Source organism: Nonomuraea monospora, from assembly GCF_039531895.1.
Lineage (GTDB): Bacteria > Actinomycetota > Actinomycetes > Streptosporangiales > Streptosporangiaceae > Nonomuraea > Nonomuraea monospora.
In genome coordinates this window covers 12,790-29,871 of record NZ_BAAAQX010000022.1, presented here as the reverse complement: position 1 = coordinate 29,871, position 17,082 = coordinate 12,790, and the positions used below count along the sequence as shown (strand labels likewise).

The window sequence follows — 17,082 nt, the reverse complement described above, 5'->3', positions numbered from 1 at the left end:
GAGTGGAGATGGGCGCGCTGCCCCTGGACGACGTGCGCGTCGTCGAACTCGGCCAGCTCCTGGCCGGCCCGTTCTGCGGGCAACTGCTCGGCGACTTCGGCGCCGAGGTGATCAAGGTGGAGGACCCCGGGCGCGGCGACCCGATGCGCCAGTGGGGCAGGGAGAAGCCGTACGGGCGGTCGTTGTGGTGGCCGGTCGTGGCGCGCAACAAGAAGTCCGTCACCTGCGACCTGCGCACCCCCGAAGGCCAGGACCTGGTCAAACGCCTGCTGGCGGGCGCCGACGTGCTGCTGGAGAACTTCCGGCCCGGCACCCTGGAACGCTGGGGCCTGTCGCCGCAGGAGCTGCACGCGATCAACCCGCGGCTGGTGATCACGCGGGTGACCGGCTTCGGGCAGACCGGCCCGTACGCGCCGCGCGCCGGATACGGGTCGATCGGCGAGGCGATGGGCGGCATCCGCCACGTCACCGGCGACCCCGACAGGCCGCCCTCGCGGGCCGGGATCTCGCTCGGCGACTCCCTGGCCGCCACCCACGCCTGCGTCGGCACCCTGGTCGCGCTGCACCAGCGCGAGCGCAGCGGCCGGGGCCAGGTCGTCGACTCGGCCATCTACGAGGCCGTGCTGGCCATGATGGAGTCGTTGCTGCCCGAATGGCAGCAGGCCTCCTACCAGCGCGAACGCACCGGCCCCGTCCTCCCGAACGTCTCGCCGAGCAACGTGTACCCGACCGCCGACGGCGAGGCCGTCCTCATCGCCGCCAACCAGGACAGCGTCTTCGCCCGCCTGGCCCGCGTCATGGACCGCCCCGAACTGGCCGCCGACCCCCGCTACGCCACCCACGGCGCGCGCGGCGAGCACATGGCGGAGCTGGACGCGCTCGTCGCCGCCTGGACGGCGAGGCTGCCCGCCGAGGACCTGCTGCGCACGCTGCACGAGGGCGGCGTGCCCGCCGGGCGCATCTACACGGCCAAGGACATGTTCGCCGACCCGCACTTCGCCGCCCGCGAGGCCATCGTGCGGGTGCCGCACCCCGAGTTCGGGGAGCTGGCCATGCAGAACGTGGTGCCGAAGCTGTCGGACACCCCCGGCTCGGTCCGCACCGCCGGGCCCGCGCTCGGCCAGCACAACGACGAGGTCTACGGCGGGCTGCTCGGCCTGCCGGAGGAGGAACGGGCCGCGCTGCGCGAGAAGGGGATCATCTGACATGACCGACGACCCCTACGACGGTGTGCTGCCGTTCGGCGAGCGGCCCGCGCTGATCCTCGTGGACCTGATGGCCGCCTACTTCGAGCCGGGCGGCGGCCTCTACGTGGGCTCGCGCGACTGCCTGCGCTCGGCCGCGCGCGTGCTGGCGGCGGCCCGCCGGGCGGGCGTGCCCGTCCTGCACACCCGCGTCGCGCACACCCCCGGCGGCCTGGACGGCGGCCTGTTCTACCGCAAGGCGACGCCGCTGCGCGACCTGCACGGCCCCGCCGGGCGGCTCATGCCCGAGGTCGCGCCGGACGAGGGCGAGGTGGTCATCGTCAAGCAGTACGCCAGCGCGTTCTTCGGCACCACGCTCGCCTCCACCCTCACCGCGCTGCGCGTGGACACCCTGGTCATCGCGGGCGTGTCCACCAGCGGCTGCGTGCGGGCCAGCGCCGTGGACGCCGTCCAGCACGGCTTCGTGCCGATTGTGGTGCGCCAGGCCGTGGGCGACCGCACGGCCGCCTCGCACGAGGCCAGCCTGTACGACATCCAGGCCAAGTACGGCGAGGTGTGGGAGGAACAGGCCGTCCTCGACCGGCTCGACCGGCCCTCACTCGACCGGCCCGAGCCACTCGACCGGCCCCGATCGTGAGGATCACCTACGGCCCGTGGGGGCAGACGCTGGCGGAGCTGGCCGCCGCCGCCCGCGCCGCCGAGCAGGCGGGCGCCGAGGTCGTCTGGGTGCCCGAGCTGCACCGCAGCGCCACCGTCAGCGCCGCCGCCGTCGCCGTCGCGCTGACCCGCGCGGGCGTCGGCACCGCCGTCACGCTCGCCTTCACCCGCAGCCCCATGGTGACCGCGCTGGAGGCGCTCGACCTGGACGAGCTGACCGGCGGACGGCTCGTCCTCGGCCTGGGCACCGGCACCCGGCGGCTCAACGAGACCTGGCACAACGTCGCCTGGGACCGGCCGCTCACCCGGCTGCGCGAGACCGTCGAGGTGATCCGCGCCGTCGTCGCCGGCGGGCCGATGGCGTACGAGGGGGAGTGCCAGCGCCTGCACGCCCCCGGCTTCCTGCGGCCCTACGAGCCGGTCCGCACCCGCGTCCCCATCTACCTGGCCGCCGTCGGGCCGCAGCTCACCAGGCTGGCCGGCCGCATCGGCGACGGCTGGCTCTCCCACGAGCTGTGCTCGCCCGCCTACCTGCGCGAACGCGTCCTGCCGAACCTGCGCGCGGGCCTGGACGGCCGCGACAGGAAGGAGTTCGACGTGGTCGTCTCCGCCTGCTGCTCCCTCGACCCCGACCCGGCCGCCGCCCGCCGCGGCGCAGCCGGCACGCTCGCCTTCTACGCAGGCGTCGCCACCTACCGGGACTTCTTCGCCTTCCACGACCTGGCCGCCGAGCACGCCGCCGCCGTCACCGCCTTCCGCGCAGGCGAGCGGCCCGGCGTGCCGGACCGCATGATCGACCCGCTGGTCCTGGCGGGCACGCCCGACCAGGTGGCCGAGCGGCTGGCCCGCTACGACGGGCTGGCCGACACGGTCAAGCTCACCCCGGCCGCGCACGGCAACCCGCCCGAGCAGATCCGCCGGAACCAGGCCCGCATCATCGAGCTGATCGGACAGTTATGAGACCGCTGCAGGACGTCAGAGTCGTCAGCCTGGAGCAGTACGGCGCCGGACCGTTCGGCAGTGTGCACCTGGCCGACCTCGGCGCCGAGATCATCAAGATCGAGGACCCGCGCGTCGGCGGCGACGTCGGCCGCTATGTTCCTCCTTACGCGGATGAGGAGGACTCGTTGTTCTTCGAGACCTTCAACCGCAACAAGAGATCCATCTCGCTGGACCTGTCCGTCCCGGCCGGCCGCGAGGTCTTCGAGGACCTCGTCCGGCACGGCGACGCCGTCTACTCCAACCTGCGCGGCGACGTGCCCGCCAAGATGCGGCTGCGCTACGCCGACCTCAAGCACCTCAACCCGCGCGTCGTCTGCTGCTCGCTGACCGGCTTCGGCATGACAGGGCCGCGCGCCGCCGAACCCGGCTACGACTACATCCTCCAGGGCCTGGCCGGCTGGATGGACCTGACCGGCGAGCCGTCGGGGCCGCCCGCCAAGTCGGGGCTGTCCCTGGTCGACTACTCCGGCGGGCTCGTCGCCGCCCTCGCGCTGCTGGCCGGGGTGCACGCCGCCCGCCGCGACGGCACCGGCATGGACTGCGACCTGTCCCTGTACGACACCGCCATCGGCATGCTCACCTACGTCGGCACCTGGGCGCTGAACACCTCCTACGTCCCGGCGCGCACCGCCTCCTCGGCCCATCCGTCGCTGGTGCCGTTCCAGAGCTTCGAGGCCGCCGACGGGTGGCTGATCGTGGGGTGCGCCAAGGAGAAGTTCTGGCAGCGGCTGGCCGTCATCCTCGACCGCGAGTCGCCCGGCGACGCCTTCGCCGCCGATCCGCGCTACGCCACCTTCGCCGCGCGCCGCCTGCACGCCGGGGACCTGCTGCCCCGGCTGGCCGCGATCTTCCGTGGCAGGGACGTGGCGTGGTGGCTGGCGGAGCTGCGGGCGGCCGGCATCCCCTGCGGGCCGGTCAACGACGTGCGCCAGGCCCTGCGCGAGCCGCACACCGCCGCCAGGGGGCTGGTCGTGGAGACCGCCCATCCCCGGTACGGGACGGTGCGGCAGCTCGCCTCGCCCGTACGGGTGGGGCAGGAGCCCGTCGAGCACCGGCGGGCGCCGGGGCGGGGGGAGCACACGGAGGAGGTCGTGCGGGGGCTGCTCGGCTACCCGGCGGAACGCTTCGCGGAGCTGCGCGCGGCGGGCGCGTTCGGGGAGAGCCCATGACGGCCGCGAGCGCCGGGCGGGGAGAGCCCATGGCGGCCCCGGGCGGTGCTTCCCCGACCCAGGCCGCCACGCTCGCGTCCTGGGCGCTCGGCCTCACCCTGGACGCGGTTCCCGAGCAGGCCGTGGCGGCGGCGAGCCGGCACCTGATCGACGGGTTCGGCTGCGCCGTCGCCGGACGCCCGCACGCGACGCCCGCCATCGAGGTGGCGCTGGGCCTCGGCGGCCCGCCGCAGGCGACGGTCATCGGAACCCCGCACCGGGTCGGCGCCCCGGCGGCGGCGCTGGCCAACGGCACCCTCGTGCACGCGCTCGACTTCGACGACACCCACGCGGGCGGCCTCGTCCACGCGACCGCGCCGGTGCTGGCCACGGCGTTCGCGGTGGGCGAGGAGACCGCCGCCACCGGCGAGGAGGTGCTGGTGGCGGCGCTGGCCGGATACGAGACGATCTGCCGGCTGGGCGCCGCCGCGCCGCACGGCTTCCACGCGCGCGGCCTGCACGCCACCTCCGTGTGCGGCGTGCTCGCCGCCGCCCTGGTCGCCGCCCGCCTGTACGGGATGACGCCGCCGCAGGCGGTGAACGCGCTCGGCGTCGCGGGCAGCCAGGCGGGCGGGCTGCTGGAGTTCCTCAGCACCGGCGCCGACACCAAACGTCTGCACCCGGGGCTGGCCGCGCACGCCGGGATCCTCGCCGCCCGCCTGGCCAGGGCAGGCGCCACCGGCCCCGGCACGGTGCTGGAAGGCGAGCACGGGCTGTACGGGGCGCTGCTCGGCAAGGCGGGGCTGCGGCCGATGACCGGGCTCGGCGAGGTGTGGGAGGTCACCCGGATCACGGTCAAGCCGTATCCCGCCTGCCAGCTCCTGCACGCCGCCCTCGACGCCGCCGCGACCGTCCACTCCCCGCAGGACGTCGAGAGCGTCGTGGCCGAGGTGCATCCCGACGCGGCGGCCATCGTGTGCGGGCCGGGCAAGGATCGGCCGCGCACGCCGTACGAGGCGAAGTTCAGCCTTCCGTGGAGTGTGGCGGCGATGCTGCTCGACGGCGAGGTGGGCGTGCGCACCTACGAGCGGGTGGACCGGCCGGAGGTGGCGGCGCTGGCCGGGCGGATCACGCACGAGGTGGTCGCCTTCCCCGGCGTCGCCGCCGACCAGCCGGGGCGGCTGCGGGTCAGGTACGCGGACGGCCGAGGGGCGGTCGCGCAGGTGCCGCGCAGCTCGGGCGGGCCCGGTGATCCGGGGATCGACGAGCTGGTCCGGCGCAAGGCGCTGGCCGGTGGGCTGCCCGTCGCGGTGATCGAGCGGCTGCTACGACTGCGGGAGCTGCCCGAGGTGACGACGTTGACGGCCGGGCTCGCGGCCGTACAGGAGGTCTCATGAACGGGTCCGATCGGGAGGCACCAGTGAGCGCGTCCGTCGCGCACGGCACCGTGCGGCTACCCGCGCTGCCCGCCCCCACGGCGGCCGAAGCCTACGCGCTGGCCGCCTCAGCGCTCGCCCAGGCCGGGTTGAGCGGCGACGACGTGGTGCACGTCGTCGAATACGCCACCCCAGGCGGCGAGGCCGGGCGGTCGGCGGGATTCGGCGCGGTGACCGTGTCGCGGGTGCCGGTCGAGCGGCTGATCGCGCCGCACGACCGCATCGCCGTCGAAGTCACCGCCCACCCCGGCGGCGGCCACCGTACATCCACCCCCGCAGGCGTCGTCACGATCGCCGGAGAGATCGTCTACCTCCCGACCACCCTGCCCGCCGACCTGACGGCGCCCTTCCGCGACCAGTACCGCTCCTGCCTCGAAACCGCCGCCGGCCTGCTGGAGGCGGCGGGCACCGGCCTGCACGCCCTGGTCCGCACCACCGACTACACCGCGACCGCCACCCGCGCCGACTACCCCCGCTGCGGACGCCCCCGCAGGGAACTGCTCGGCGGCGGCGAGGGCGGCTACCCCGGCGCGGCCGGCATCCTCGCCGACCACCCGGTGGCCGAGGGGGCGATGGTGTCGCTCGACGCGCTCGCCTCCCTGCGCCCTTTGCGCGGCGTCAACCCCGGCTGGGCCCGCTACGACACGCTCACCTACCAGCCGGGCGTGGCGGCCGGCGACACGCTGTTCATGTCGGGCTTCGGCGCGCTCGACCCGGTCACGCAGCGGGCGGTGTCCGAGGGTGACCTGCTCGCGCAGGCCGGCCACGTCTACACCGCCATCGAGGCGGTGCTGCGGGAGGCAGGGCTGGCGGGCGACGCGGTGGTGCGGCTCGTCGAGTACGTCACGCCCGCCGCCCTGCCCCGCTACCACGAGCTGGACGGGCCGCGCGAACGCCGCTTCCCTCGCGCCCACGCTCTCACCTCGGTGGTCTGCTCGGCCCTGCTGCGCCCGGAGTTCCTCATCGAGGTCGTCCCGACGGCGGTGTTCCCATGAGGATCGACGAGCTGAAGGCGATGGTCGGCCGGGAGGTGACGTACACCGCGCCGGAGGAGCTGGGCCGCGCCGCGCTGCGTTACTTCGCGCAGGCGGTCGGCGACGACAACCCGCTCTACACCGACGACGCCTACGCCCGCGGGCACGGCTACGACGGCGTCGTCGCCCCGCCCACGCTGATCTGCGAGACCAACCAGTACACCGGGCTGCCCAGGGACGCCGACGGCTTCGCCGGCCACTCCTGGCGCCTGGACGTGCCCGGCGCCCGGCTGGTGCGGGGCGGCAACGCCTACGAGTTCCACCAGCCGGTACGCCCCGGCGACGTCATCACGGTCACCTGGCGCGTCCAGGACGTACAGGAGAAGGCGGGCAAGCTCTTCGTGATCTCCCGCGCCACCTACCGCAACCAGCACGGTGACCTGCTGGCGGTCAACGAGGAGACGCTGATATGGATCCCGGCACGCTGATCCCGCCGCTGCGGCGCCGCATCGAGCTGCCCGACATGATCGCCTACGCGGGCGCCACCTGGGACTGGCACCGGCTGCACTACGCCCCCGAGGGCCTGGACCGGCCGGTGGTGGACGGCCAGCTCTTCGGCGCGCTGCTGGCCGAGCAGCTCCAGGACTGGCTGGGCCCGCGAGCCCGCGTCGTCCGGCTGCGTTTCCGGTTCAGGAGCATGGTGTTCGCGGGGGAGACCGTCCGCTGCACCGGCCGGGTCATCGGCCACGACGGCGGGCTGATCACCGTCGAGCAGCAGGTCGAGGTGGTCGGCGACGGCAGGGTGGCGGTCGCGCCCGCCGGGGCGGCGGTGAGGCCGGGATGACGGTCGCCGTCGTGGGCGTGGCCGAGTCCGACCTGGGGGTGACCGGCAAGTCGATCCTGCACCTGCAGGCTCAGGCGATCACCGGGGCGCTGCGGGACGCCGGGCTCCCGCTCGGCGCGATCGACGGCCTGGCCACGGCCGGGGCCTCGCGCTTCTCTGCCGCGCAGGTCGCCGAGTACCTGGGCGTCCAGCCCGCCTGGACCGACTCCACGTTCGCCGGAGGGTCGGCCTTCGAGATGTACGTGGCGCGCGCCGCCCAGGCCATCGAGGCGGGCCAGTGCACCACGGTGCTGATCAGCTACGGCTCGAACCAGCGCAGCGCCCGGTCGCGTTCGCTGGCGGGCGTGGCCGAGCCGCACACGCCGCAGGCCGAGTTCGAGGCGCCGTACGGGCCGCTGTACCCGGTGTCGTACTACGCGATGGCCGCCCAGCGGTACCTGCACGAGCGCGGGGCCCGCCGCGAGGACCTGGCCGAGGTCGCCGTCGCCGCCCGCGAGTGGGCGCTGCTGAACCCGAAGGCCTACCGCCACCGCGCGGGCCCCCTCACCGTGGAGCAGGTGCTCGCCCAGCCGATGATCTCCAGCCCGCTCACCGCCCTCGACTGCTGCCTGGTCACCGACGGCGGCGCCGCCCTCGTCCTCACCACTCTCGAACGCGCCCGCGACCTGCGCCCGGACCCCGTCGTCGTGCTCGGTTACGGCGAGTCCACCACCCACGACGGCATGGCCGCCCCGTCGGACCTGCTGCGCACCGGCACCATCGCGGCGGGCCGGCGCGCCTTCGCCCGCGCGGGGCTCGGGCCGCGCGACGTGGACGTGGCGCAGCTCTACGACTCCTTCACGATCACCGTCCTGCTCACCCTCGAAGGGCTCGGGTTCTGCGGGCCGGGCGAGGCGGGCGACCTCGTCCGGTCGCGGCGGCTGCCGTTCAACACGACGGGGGGCGGGCTGTCGTACTGTCATCCCGGCATGTACGGGCTGCTCCTGCTGGTGGAGGCGGTCCGGCAGGTGCGCGGCGAGTGCGGGCCGCGCCAGGTGCCGGACGCCCGGGTCGCACTCGCGCACGGCGTCGGCGGCATCTTCTCCACGCACGCCACCGTCCTGCTGGGGGCCGACCGGTGAGCGACGAGATCACCGCGCCGTGGTGGGCCGCCGCCCGCGAGGGACGGCTGCTCCTCCAACGCTGTACGGAGTGCGGCCACCTCCAGCACTACCCGCGCGCGTTGTGCACCTCGTGCGGCGGCGGGGAGCTGGGGTGGCGCGAGTCGGCCGGGTTCGGGGTCGTGGACTCCTTCACCGAGGTGCACCGGGCGGCGTCGCCGGGGATGGCGGTGCCTTACGTGGTGGCCAGGGTCAGGCTCGACGAGGGGCCCGTGCTGCTGACCAACCTGGTGGGGGAGGGGCCTTGGTGTTGTGATCAGCGCGTTCGGGTGGCTTGGCGGGACCTGCCGGAGGACGGGCGTCGCCTGCCGGTCTTCGAGAGCCTTCCCGTGGACAGTTGACCGATTCGTCCCCTTGGGTGGTGTGTGAGCGGCTACAGTCGATCTTTCATCGGCAGGTGGACGATCGGGGCGAGAGGTCGCATTGGGCACGCACATGTGGTCCGAGCAGCACGGGCGGCTGCCTGGTGGGCCCGGCGGCGAGTCGTTCGTGGGGCGGGAGGCGGAGCTGGGGCGGCTCGACGCCGCCCTTGCGATGCCCGGCGCCGTGCCGGTGGTCTTGATCGTGGGGGCGGGGGGAGTCGGTAAGACGTCACTCGCCCTGCACTGGGCACACCGCAACGCGGGGCTCTTCCCTGACGGGCAGCTCTACGTGGACCTGCGCGGCTTCGACCCCGTCGCCCCGCCCGTGACGGCGCAGGAGGCGGTGCGCGGCTTCCTCCTCTCCCTCGGCGCCGACCCCCGCACCATCCCCGCCTCGCCGGATGCCCAGGTCGCGTTGTACCGGAGCATGATGAGCGGGCGTCGCATGCTCGTCCTGATCGACGACGCCGCCTCCCCCGGCCACGTCGAGCCGCTGCTGCCCGGCACCGCCTCCTGCCCGGTGATCGTGACCAGCCGCCGGGCGTTCACGAGCAGTCGCGAGTTGCCGCCTCTTGAGGGGCCGCCGTCTGAGGGGCCGCCGTCTGAGGGGCTGGCGCTCGAGGTGCTGCCGCTGGAAGGGCTGAGCGAGCAGGAGGCGTCGCGGCTGCTCGTCCGTACGGTCGGGATGAGCCGGGCGCACGTGGTGCGCGACCTCGTCCCGCACTGCGCCGGACTGCCGCTGACCCTCACCCTCGTGGCCGCCCGCGTCGCGGCCCGGCCGCACCTTCCCCTGGACGCGCTCACGTCCGAACTCCGCGCCGCCGCAACCCGGCAGCCCACCCGCGACCTCACCCCCACCGAGACCGGCCCCAGCGAGATCACCCCCAGCGAGATCGGCCCGAGCCTCCGAGTCGCCTTCGACGCCTCCTGCCTCACCCTCGCCGACGACGCCAAGCGCCTGTTCCTGGCCCTCGGCCCCGCCCCGGTCCCCGACGTCAGCCTCGCCGCCGCCGCGTCGCTGGCCGCCGTCCCCGCCGCGCGCACCCGTACCCTGATGCGCCTGCTGGAGGCCGCCCACCTGGCGACCCAGCACCGACCGGGCCGCTACCGCATGCACGACCTGGCCCGCCGGTACGCGCTCCAGCACGCCGACCCCACCTCCTCGGCCACCGCGCTGCGCCGCCTGACCGACCACTACCTGCACACCGCCCACCGAGGCGAGCTCACCCTGGCTCCGCTGGCCCAGCCGATCTCCATGAACCCCCCGGCGCGCGGCGTGGACCTCACCCCGCTGACCACCGACGACGCCGCCCTCGAGTGGTTCGACGCCGAACACGACTGCCTCCTGACCCTCCTGCGCTGGACCGCCGACCACGACCGCAACGAGGACACCTGGCGGATCGCCTGGTCGATGGACGAGATGCTGCGCCGCCGCGGGCACGTGCACGAGCGCGTCCAGGTCTGGCAGGCCGCCGTGTTCGCCGCGGAACGGCTCGGCGCGGCCGGCGTCCAATGCCTGGCCTACCGCCGCCTCGGCCAGGCGCACGCCCAGGCGGGCGACCACGCCGCCGCGCTGCCCGCCCTCCGCCGCGCGCTGGCCCTCGACGACCACCTGCGCGAACGCCGCCGCCCGGCCCGCTCCACGGCGGTCACCGGCCACCTCGTCGGGTGACCGGGTTCACCGGGGCTCGCCGAACCAGGTGTCCAGAGCGACGGTGAGCGAGGCGCGGTCGTCCCCCGTCCAGGCGATGACGGCGTCGGGACGCAGCAGCAGCGCGTCCATGCCCGTCACGGCGGTTGCCACCTCCACCTCCACCCGGCCGGCCGCGTACCGGGCGAGGTCCCGCGTCCCGGGCGTGAGCAGGAGCAGGCCGCGGCCGGCGCGCATGTGCTCGTGCAGCCGCGACACCGCGCCGCCGCCGGACACCACCTCCAGGTCGGGACAGTGCCGCCCGGCCTGGTCCCGCGCGGGGTAGGGGAGCTCGTAGCGCAGGTTCACCGCGGACAGCAGTTCGGTGAAGTAGCGGTTGACGGCCGGGAGGTCCATCAGCTCCTCGATGACGTCCCGCAGCGCGCCGACGTGCGGGCCGGGCGCCAGCAGCGCGGACTGCGCCCGGGTGTTGCGCAGGACGGCCTCGCCCGCGGGGTGCCGTTCGGTGGTGTAGGTGTCGAGGAGAGTCTCCGGGGTGTCGCCGCGGATGACGGCGGCCAGCTTCCAGCCGAGGTTCATCGCGTCCATCAGGCCGAGGTTCAGGCCCTGGCCTCCGCTGGGGGAGTGCACGTGGGCGGCGTCGCCCGCCAGGAGCACGCGGCCGTGACGGTAGGTGTCGGCCTGGCGTGCCTGGTCGCCGAAGCGGCGGCCGTCGTGGATCTCCTCGATGACCACGTCGGCGCCGGTGACGCGGCGGATCGCGGCGGCCAGCTCACCTGCGGTCACCGGGCGGTGCGGCTCGTCGGCGGTCGGCTCACCGCCGGTCACCGTGCCGCCCGGTCCGCCCGCCGCCACCGTGCTGCCCGGTCCGCCCGCCGCCACCGTGCCGCCCGGCTCGTCGGCCTGCGCGGGCTCGCAGACGCCCGCCATGGTGCCGCCGCGCATGAACGTGCCGCTCTCGTACCGGCCCGCGGCTGGGATGTCGCCGGCGAACCGCACCCGGGCCGCGATCGTCCGCAGCAGCGCCGGGGTTCCGGGGAACGCGAAGCCGGCGAGCTTACGGACCGTGCTCCGGCCACCGTCGCAGCCCACCAGGAAGGGCGCGCGCAGGCGGCGTTCCCCCCGCCCGGTGGCCACGACGACGGCGACCGCACCGCCGTCGTCGTCGAGCGCGACCAGGCGATGCCCGCGCAGAATCGCCACCCCCAGCGCCTCGGCGTGCCCGCTCAGGATCCGCTCCAGCTCCGGCTGCCAGATCTGCGTGCCGGGCCGTCGCCCGTCCGGAACGAGCTTGTGGATGTTCGCGAAGTGCCCGCGGCTGCTCCCGTGGTCCCTGGCGAGATCCCGTGCGCCGCCGGGCTGCGCCTGCTCCAGCAGCGGCCCGAGCCCGCGCCGCCACAGCGCTTCGGTGGCGAGCGGGCCGATGCCGCGCGCCTTCTGCTCCTCGCCGGGCTTGTCCAGCCGTTCGATCACGACCGGACGGACGCCGCCCAGGCGGAGCTCGGCGGCCAGGAGCAACCCCACCGGGCCCGCTCCGACGATGATCACATCAGCGTCCACGACAACGCCTCCTTAACTTGTTAAGGGAGTAGCATGCCTTTAACAAGTTAAGGACGTCAAGGAGTGAACCGATGCCCATCGATGTGCGGACGGCGGTGCGTGCGGCACTGGAACTGGTGGAGGCCGACGGCCTCGACAAGCTCACCGTCAGAGGCCTCGCGACCCGCCTCGGGGTCAAGGCGCCCGCGCTGTACTGGCACTTCAGCGGCAAGCGGGCACTGCTCGACCACATGACCGACGCCATCGTCGCACCGGTGCTCGCCGAACTCCCACCACCCGGCGCGCCCTGGCTGGCGTGGCTGGAGGAGGCAGGGTTCGCCCTGCACGGCGCGCTGCTCAGCCACCGCGACGGGCCACGCATCGCGCTCGGGGCGGACCTGCGGGTGGCGCGGTCGCTGGGGGAGTTCGCCGAGCGCACGGTGGAGGTGCTGCACCGGGCGGGCTATCCGCTCGCCGACGCCACCCGGGCCGCCGGGGTGCTGGTCCACTTCATCCTCGGGCGTGCCGTCGAGGACCAGAGCCGGCCCCATGACCACGATGAGGTCGCTGCCATCGCGGCGATCCCGTTCCCGCTCATGGCGCGAGGGCTGCGGGAGCGTCACACGGCCGGTGCGACGGTGGCCGACGACTTCCGCTACGCGCTGGGCGTCCTGCTGGCCGGCCTCGCCGCGACCCGTCCCGCCTGACGTCCGGCTACGACGCCCGCACGGCCCGCGCCAGGACGTCGTCCGCCGTGCCCCCCGCCCCCAGCTTCCGCACCGCCTCCGCCAACTCGCCCACCCGATCCTCCGGCAGCGCCCGGCCCGCGTTGGAGCGGAACTTCGTCTCCAGCTCCGCCGCCGACAGCGGATGCTCCGGCCCGCCACGCGAGGAGTCCACCCGATGCTCCAGCGTCGAGCCGTCACGCAGCCGCACCCGCACCACCGCCGCGAACGCCGTCGGGAAGATCTCCGAGGCCCGCTCGTCGGCCACGCACCGCACCCGCCCCGCCAGCTCCAGCCGCGCAGGCTCCAGCGCGGCGAAGTCCTCCAGCGCCAGCCCGAGCCCGCCCCCGCCCAGCAGCGCGGCGGCCACCGTGTAAGGGGCGGAGAACTTCGCGTGGTACGGCGAGCGCGGCCGGACCTTCTCCTCCCACGGCTCCGCGATCGTCCGCAACACCGGCGCGGGCACCCCCACTTCGATCTCCGCGATCTCGGCGATCCGCGCCGGACCCAGCCCGCCGCGCCGCAACGCCAGCGCGCAGTCGATGACCGGGTGGGTGAAATGGTTGGTCGGGTACGGCTTGTACACGGTACGCAGCAGCTCCCACCGCTCACCCAGCCCCGACAGCAGCGCCTCGGCGTCGTACCGGCCGCCCAGCCACGCCTGGAAGAACCCGAACCGCCCCTCCAGCACCGTCGGCGGCCCCGTCAGCCCCTCGGCGGCCAGCACCGCCGCCGACACCCCGGCGTGCGCGGCCCAGCCGCAGTGCACCCGCTTGACCGTCCCGCCCGTGCGGTTGGCCTCGATCAGCCCGGCGCCCATCGACGCCGCCACCCCTACCGCGTCCGCGATTCCCTCGGCCGTCAACCCGAACAGCAGCCCGGCGGCGACGGCGGCGCCGAGGGTGCCGCAGATGGAGGTGGCGTGCTGGCCCTGCTCGAAGAAGCGCGAGTTGCGCTCCTGCGGCAGGTAGGACGCCATGCCGAGCCGCCCGCACACCTCCACGCCCGCCGCCACCGCCGCGATCAGCTCACCCCCGGACGGACCGAACCCCGCCGCGATCGGTTCCGCTCCGGACGGGTGCGCTCCGGGAGGGTACGTCCCGGATAGGTGCGCTCCGGGAGGGTGCGCACCGGGAAAGGGCGCCTTGGACGGGCGTGTGTTCTGGGGTGTTGCCGGTGCCGCGCGGAAGGCGCCCATGCTCTGGGCCGCCGCCAGTGCCGCCGGTATCACGGACGCGCTCGGGTGCAGCACGGACGGCAGGTGCGTGTCGTCGAAGTCGAGCGCGTGCGCGAGGGTGCCGTTGACGAGCGCCGCCGACGGGGCGGGCAGCCGGTCACCGCTCCCGATCGCGGTCGCCTCGCCGCTGCCGCCCCACCGCCGCACGGCGCGCAGCACCGCAGGGGCGGCGTCGCCGTCCGGGTCGGCGTAGGCGGCCAGGCAGTTGCCGAGCACGTCGAGCACCCGGCCCGGCACGTCCTCACGCACCGCCGCCGGCAGCTCCCCGTCCCTGCACGCGACCGCGAACTCGGCCAGCCGCCGCACGTACGTCATCCGTTCTCCTCACATGCCGTCGCCGTCCCATCGTCCGCGGGAACGGCTGCGTACCGGAAGGGTGGAGATGATGGGGGCGGGCACCGGGTCGCCCGGCTTCCAGGGGCGGCCCTGGCCCCAGTTGTGCGAGTCGCGTTCGTGCGCGTGCTCCAGCTCGGCCGGACCCGCACCCCACTCCCCGCGCGCGTGCGCAGCCTCGTGCGAGTGCCCGGGTCCGTGCGTGTGCTCATGCCCGTGCGAGTGCGAGTGCCCGTGGTCGGCGTGGCCGCCCTGGAGGCGGGCGGCGTCCATGGCCTTGGCGATGGCCACCAGGCTAGGGTCGGGGCCGTGGCCGGGCGGGAACCAGTCGGAGTCCGTCGCCCCCTGCGAGCGCGCGAAGCCCAGCGACGCGTTCAGCAACTCCCGATCGTGGTCACTGCGCCGCGTGGACCCCCGTCCGAGGTCGTGCGCCGACTGGGAGAAGCGCGTGCGCCCCTCGCCCGGCCCCCAGTTGATGGACTCGCCGCCCCACCGCACCCAGGAGTTCTCGGTGTACCAGTTGTACAGCTCGCCGTCGGAGCGCAGCAGCCACGTGGCGCCGCCCTCCAGGGAGGTGAAGTGGCCGTGCTTGACGCGGGCGGGACGGAAGAAGTACGTCCCCAGATCCAGCGTGCCGAAGTTGTACTCCATCAACCCCTGCACCGTGTACGCCTCCTCGTAGCAGGGATGGTGCGCCAGCCGGTGATCGGCCCACCCCTCCTGCGCGTGCACGAGCCGCGTGTAGAACCCGGTGACCGGATCGACGTGCAGGTACTTGATGAACAGGCCGGGCATCGGCCCGGGGTTGGGCACCGCGTCCCAGGTCATCGCGGCGGAGTCGACGACGATGACGTCCTCGCGGGCGCCCTCCCAGCGGGGCGCGCCGGGGCCGTCCACCGGGTCGAAGCCGGCGTCGCCGTACTCCCTGTAGTGCAGCACCTTGGTGCCCTCAGCGAACGTGACCGCGTCGGCCGGCACCCCCTTGGGCAGGTACAGGTAGCCGCCCGCGCCGATGCGCCGCCCCCCGTACGTCATGGAGCCGTCCAGCACGTAGAACTCGGTGGTGGCGTGGTGGATGCCGGGGCCGCGGCCCCAGCGGGTGTGGAAGTCCACGCGCAGGGAGCAGGAGCCGTCCTCCTCGTCCACCGACAGCCGCCGCTCGCTGGCGCGGCCCTCGCCGCCGGCCAGTTCGGCGGCGTGCCAGATGTAGTCGTCCTCGTGGATCACTTCAACGTGGGGGCGCATGCCTCTCCTTCAACGCGCGCTTGAGAATCTTGCCCGCGGCGTTCCTCGGTAACGCCTCGACCAGCTCCACCGTCCGCGGCACCTTGGGCCCGCCCAGCCGGGTACGGCAGTGCGCGACCAGCGCCGCAGGCTCCAGCCGGGCGCCGGGCAGGGCGACCACGAACGCGGTGACCCGTTCGCCCCACCGCTCGTCAGGCAGGCCGACCACCGCCGCCTCCGCCACGCCCGGGAAAGCGGCCAGAACCTCCTCGACCTCGCGCGGCGCGATGTTCACGCCACCCGAGATGATCATGTCCTTCTTGCGGTCGACGACGTAGACGAAGCCCTCGTCGTCGCGTTCGACGATGTCGCCGCTGGTCAGGAACCCGTCGGGGGTGGTGCAGGCGGCGGTCGCCGCGGGGTCGCGGAGGTAGCCGTTCATCAGGAACGGGGAGCGGCTGAACAGCTCGCCGCGCGAGGCCGGGTTGCCGTCGCCGTCCACGATCCTGATCTCGGTCATGAACCAGGGGCGGCCGACGGAGCCGAGCTTGCGGCGGGCGTCCGGGGGCCGGCAGTCGGTGACGATGCCCGCCTCCGTGGAGCCGTACAGCTCGTGCACGCCGACGCCGGGGAACGCGTCCAGCACCCACTCCTTGAGCGGCCCCGGCAGCGCCGCCGCGTTGAAGAACAGGGTGTCGAGCGAGGACAGGTCGTGCGCGCGCAGCGCGGCGGGGCCGAGCGCGCGCAGCATGTGGGCGTGCGTGGGGACGAGGAACACCGACTGGGCGCGCTCCCGCTCGATCATCGCCAGGAGCCGCTCCGGGTCCCAGGACCGCAGCATCGCCACGGTGCCGCCCGTGCAGAGCGGCGCGTAGCCGAACGCGAAACCCGCGCCGTGGTACATGGGGGCCACCGCGATCGTCCGGCGGCCCGGGCCCAAGCCCCACTCCAGGGCGGAGGCGTAGAAGGTGAGGCAGCGGGAGCGGTGGCTGATCACCACGCCCTTGGGGCTGCCGGTGGTGCCCGAGGTGTAGGCGACGCAGAACGGGTCGAGGTCGCCGGCGGCGATCCGCGGGTCGGCGGCCCCCGCCGTGGCCAGGGCCGCCTCGTACGACGGGCCGAGGCCCGCGCCGCCCAGGCACCACGTCACGGGCGGCATCGTGAGGCCTTCGAGGGCGGTGGCGTGCGCCTGGTCGGCGATGAGGGCCCGGGCGGTGGAGTGGCCCAGCACGTACGCGGTCTCCGGAGGTGTGGAGCGGGGGTTGAGCGGGACCATCACCAGGCCCGCCTTCGCGATGCCCGCCGCGACCTCCGGATATTCGAGGCGGTTGCCCAGCAGGACCGCCACCCGCTCGCCCCTGCGCAGTCCGGCGGCCAGCAGGGCGGTGGCCAGGCGGCTCGAACGGTCGTCGAGGCCGCGGTAGGTCAGCCGCCGGTCGCCGTCCACCACGGCCACGACGTCGGGGGAGGCGGCGGCCACCTCGCGGATGCCGCCCGCGATCGAGAGCCGCACCGTCACCCGACGGCCCCCCGCCCAAAACCCGCCCCCCGTTGCCCCGCTCGCGCCTCCCACGCCTGCCCGGCC

16 protein-coding genes are annotated in these 17,082 nt (G+C 74.6%); 12 read left to right on the top strand and 4 right to left on the bottom strand.

Annotated features, from left to right (window positions below; translation table 11 throughout):
* Positions 1 to 8 precede the first annotated feature (8 nt).
* The 11 genes from ABD331_RS35225 to ABD331_RS35175 all read left to right on the top strand — a co-directional run bounded on the left by ABD331_RS35225 (position 9) and on the right by ABD331_RS35175 (position 10,460).
* Positions 9 to 1,205: a CaiB/BaiF CoA transferase family protein gene (locus ABD331_RS35225; protein WP_344484652.1), complete on the top strand. Its 1,197-nt coding sequence runs from the start codon at positions 9 to 11 to the stop codon at positions 1,203 to 1,205.
* 1 nt (position 1,206) lies between these two features.
* Positions 1,207 to 1,842 (top strand): isochorismatase family protein, encoded by a 636-nt coding sequence (locus ABD331_RS35220; RefSeq protein WP_344484649.1) that lies wholly within the window; start codon positions 1,207 to 1,209, stop codon positions 1,840 to 1,842.
* The gene (locus tag ABD331_RS35215; RefSeq protein ID WP_344484646.1) at positions 1,839 to 2,822 is read left to right on the top strand and encodes an LLM class flavin-dependent oxidoreductase; all 984 of its coding nucleotides are present in this window, start codon (positions 1,839 to 1,841) and stop codon (positions 2,820 to 2,822) included. The genes ABD331_RS35220 and ABD331_RS35215 overlap by 4 nt, the downstream gene beginning before the upstream one ends.
* Positions 2,819 to 4,033 carry a CaiB/BaiF CoA transferase family protein gene (locus ABD331_RS35210; protein ID WP_344484643.1) on the top strand — a complete coding sequence of 405 codons (1,215 nt, stop codon included), beginning with the start codon at positions 2,819 to 2,821 and terminating at the stop codon, positions 4,031 to 4,033. Before ABD331_RS35215 ends, ABD331_RS35210 begins: the two co-directional genes overlap by 4 nt.
* Complete coding sequence (locus ABD331_RS35205; RefSeq protein WP_344484640.1) at positions 4,030 to 5,409, top strand: MmgE/PrpD family protein; 1,380 nt, start codon at positions 4,030 to 4,032, stop codon at positions 5,407 to 5,409. Before ABD331_RS35210 ends, ABD331_RS35205 begins: the two co-directional genes overlap by 4 nt.
* Complete coding sequence (locus ABD331_RS35200; protein ID WP_344484638.1) at positions 5,406 to 6,443, top strand: RidA family protein; 1,038 nt, start codon at positions 5,406 to 5,408, stop codon at positions 6,441 to 6,443. The genes ABD331_RS35205 and ABD331_RS35200 overlap by 4 nt, the downstream gene beginning before the upstream one ends.
* Positions 6,440 to 6,910: an FAS1-like dehydratase domain-containing protein gene (locus ABD331_RS35195; RefSeq protein WP_344484635.1), complete on the top strand. Its 471-nt coding sequence runs from the start codon at positions 6,440 to 6,442 to the stop codon at positions 6,908 to 6,910. Before ABD331_RS35200 ends, ABD331_RS35195 begins: the two co-directional genes overlap by 4 nt.
* Entirely contained in the window at positions 6,892 to 7,266 is a 375-nt protein-coding gene (locus tag ABD331_RS35190) for a MaoC/PaaZ C-terminal domain-containing protein (RefSeq protein WP_344484632.1), read from the top strand. Before ABD331_RS35195 ends, ABD331_RS35190 begins: the two co-directional genes overlap by 19 nt.
* Positions 7,263 to 8,387 carry an acetyl-CoA acetyltransferase gene (locus ABD331_RS35185; RefSeq protein ID WP_344484629.1) on the top strand — a complete coding sequence of 375 codons (1,125 nt, stop codon included), beginning with the start codon at positions 7,263 to 7,265 and terminating at the stop codon, positions 8,385 to 8,387. The genes ABD331_RS35190 and ABD331_RS35185 overlap by 4 nt, the downstream gene beginning before the upstream one ends.
* Positions 8,384 to 8,767 (top strand): Zn-ribbon domain-containing OB-fold protein, encoded by a 384-nt coding sequence (locus tag ABD331_RS35180; protein ID WP_344484626.1) that lies wholly within the window; start codon positions 8,384 to 8,386, stop codon positions 8,765 to 8,767. Before ABD331_RS35185 ends, ABD331_RS35180 begins: the two co-directional genes overlap by 4 nt.
* 82 nt (positions 8,768 to 8,849) lie before the next feature.
* Complete coding sequence (locus tag ABD331_RS35175; RefSeq protein WP_344484623.1) at positions 8,850 to 10,460, top strand: AAA family ATPase; 1,611 nt, start codon at positions 8,850 to 8,852, stop codon at positions 10,458 to 10,460.
* A gap of 6 nt (positions 10,461 to 10,466) precedes the next feature.
* On the opposite strand, the gene ABD331_RS35170 is transcribed toward ABD331_RS35175, so the two are convergent.
* The gene (locus ABD331_RS35170) at positions 10,467 to 11,999 is read right to left on the bottom strand and encodes an FAD-dependent monooxygenase (protein WP_344484620.1); all 1,533 of its coding nucleotides are present in this window, start codon (positions 11,997 to 11,999) and stop codon (positions 10,467 to 10,469) included.
* Positions 12,000 to 12,070: 71 nt separating this feature from the next.
* Here ABD331_RS35170 and ABD331_RS35165 point away from each other — a divergent pair, with 71 nt between their 5' ends.
* Positions 12,071 to 12,685: a TetR/AcrR family transcriptional regulator C-terminal domain-containing protein gene (locus tag ABD331_RS35165; RefSeq protein ID WP_344484617.1), complete on the top strand. Its 615-nt coding sequence runs from the start codon at positions 12,071 to 12,073 to the stop codon at positions 12,683 to 12,685.
* 7 nt (positions 12,686 to 12,692) lie between these two features.
* Here ABD331_RS35165 and ABD331_RS35160 read toward each other — a convergent pair whose 3' ends face one another.
* From ABD331_RS35160 to ABD331_RS35150, 3 genes are read right to left on the bottom strand one after another with little or no spacing between them, the layout of a single operon-like run.
* Complete coding sequence (locus tag ABD331_RS35160) at positions 12,693 to 14,255, bottom strand: MmgE/PrpD family protein (RefSeq protein ID WP_344484614.1); 1,563 nt, start codon at positions 14,253 to 14,255, stop codon at positions 12,693 to 12,695.
* Positions 14,256 to 14,264: 9 nt separating this feature from the next.
* Positions 14,265 to 15,518: a DUF4437 domain-containing protein gene (locus tag ABD331_RS35155; protein WP_344484611.1), complete on the bottom strand. Its 1,254-nt coding sequence runs from the start codon at positions 15,516 to 15,518 to the stop codon at positions 14,265 to 14,267.
* The gene (locus tag ABD331_RS35150; protein WP_344484609.1) at positions 15,502 to 17,016 is read right to left on the bottom strand and encodes a class I adenylate-forming enzyme family protein; all 1,515 of its coding nucleotides are present in this window, start codon (positions 17,014 to 17,016) and stop codon (positions 15,502 to 15,504) included. The genes ABD331_RS35155 and ABD331_RS35150 overlap by 17 nt, the downstream gene beginning before the upstream one ends.
* Between the last annotated feature and the right edge of the window lie 66 nt (positions 17,017 to 17,082).

Excerpts from the sequence above, each read along its gene's own strand:
- ABD331_RS35225 (WP_344484652.1), top strand. The coding sequence starts at position 9 with ATGGGCGCGCTGCCCCTGGACGACGTGCGCGTCGTCGAACTCGGCCAG.
- ABD331_RS35220 (WP_344484649.1), top strand. The coding sequence starts at position 1,207 with ATGACCGACGACCCCTACGACGGTGTGCTGCCGTTCGGCGAGCGGCCC.
- ABD331_RS35210 (WP_344484643.1), top strand. The coding sequence starts at position 2,819 with ATGAGACCGCTGCAGGACGTCAGAGTCGTCAGCCTGGAGCAGTACGGC.
- ABD331_RS35205 (WP_344484640.1), top strand. The coding sequence starts at position 4,030 with ATGACGGCCGCGAGCGCCGGGCGGGGAGAGCCCATGGCGGCCCCGGGC.
- ABD331_RS35200 (WP_344484638.1), top strand. The coding sequence starts at position 5,406 with ATGAACGGGTCCGATCGGGAGGCACCAGTGAGCGCGTCCGTCGCGCAC.
- ABD331_RS35195 (WP_344484635.1), top strand. The coding sequence starts at position 6,440 with ATGAGGATCGACGAGCTGAAGGCGATGGTCGGCCGGGAGGTGACGTAC.
- ABD331_RS35190 (WP_344484632.1), top strand. The coding sequence starts at position 6,892 with ATGGATCCCGGCACGCTGATCCCGCCGCTGCGGCGCCGCATCGAGCTG.
- ABD331_RS35185 (WP_344484629.1), top strand. The coding sequence starts at position 7,263 with ATGACGGTCGCCGTCGTGGGCGTGGCCGAGTCCGACCTGGGGGTGACC.
- ABD331_RS35165 (WP_344484617.1), top strand. The coding sequence starts at position 12,071 with ATGCCCATCGATGTGCGGACGGCGGTGCGTGCGGCACTGGAACTGGTG.
- ABD331_RS35160 (WP_344484614.1), bottom strand. The coding sequence starts at position 14,255 with ATGACGTACGTGCGGCGGCTGGCCGAGTTCGCGGTCGCGTGCAGGGAC.
- ABD331_RS35155 (WP_344484611.1), bottom strand. The coding sequence starts at position 15,518 with ATGCGCCCCCACGTTGAAGTGATCCACGAGGACGACTACATCTGGCAC.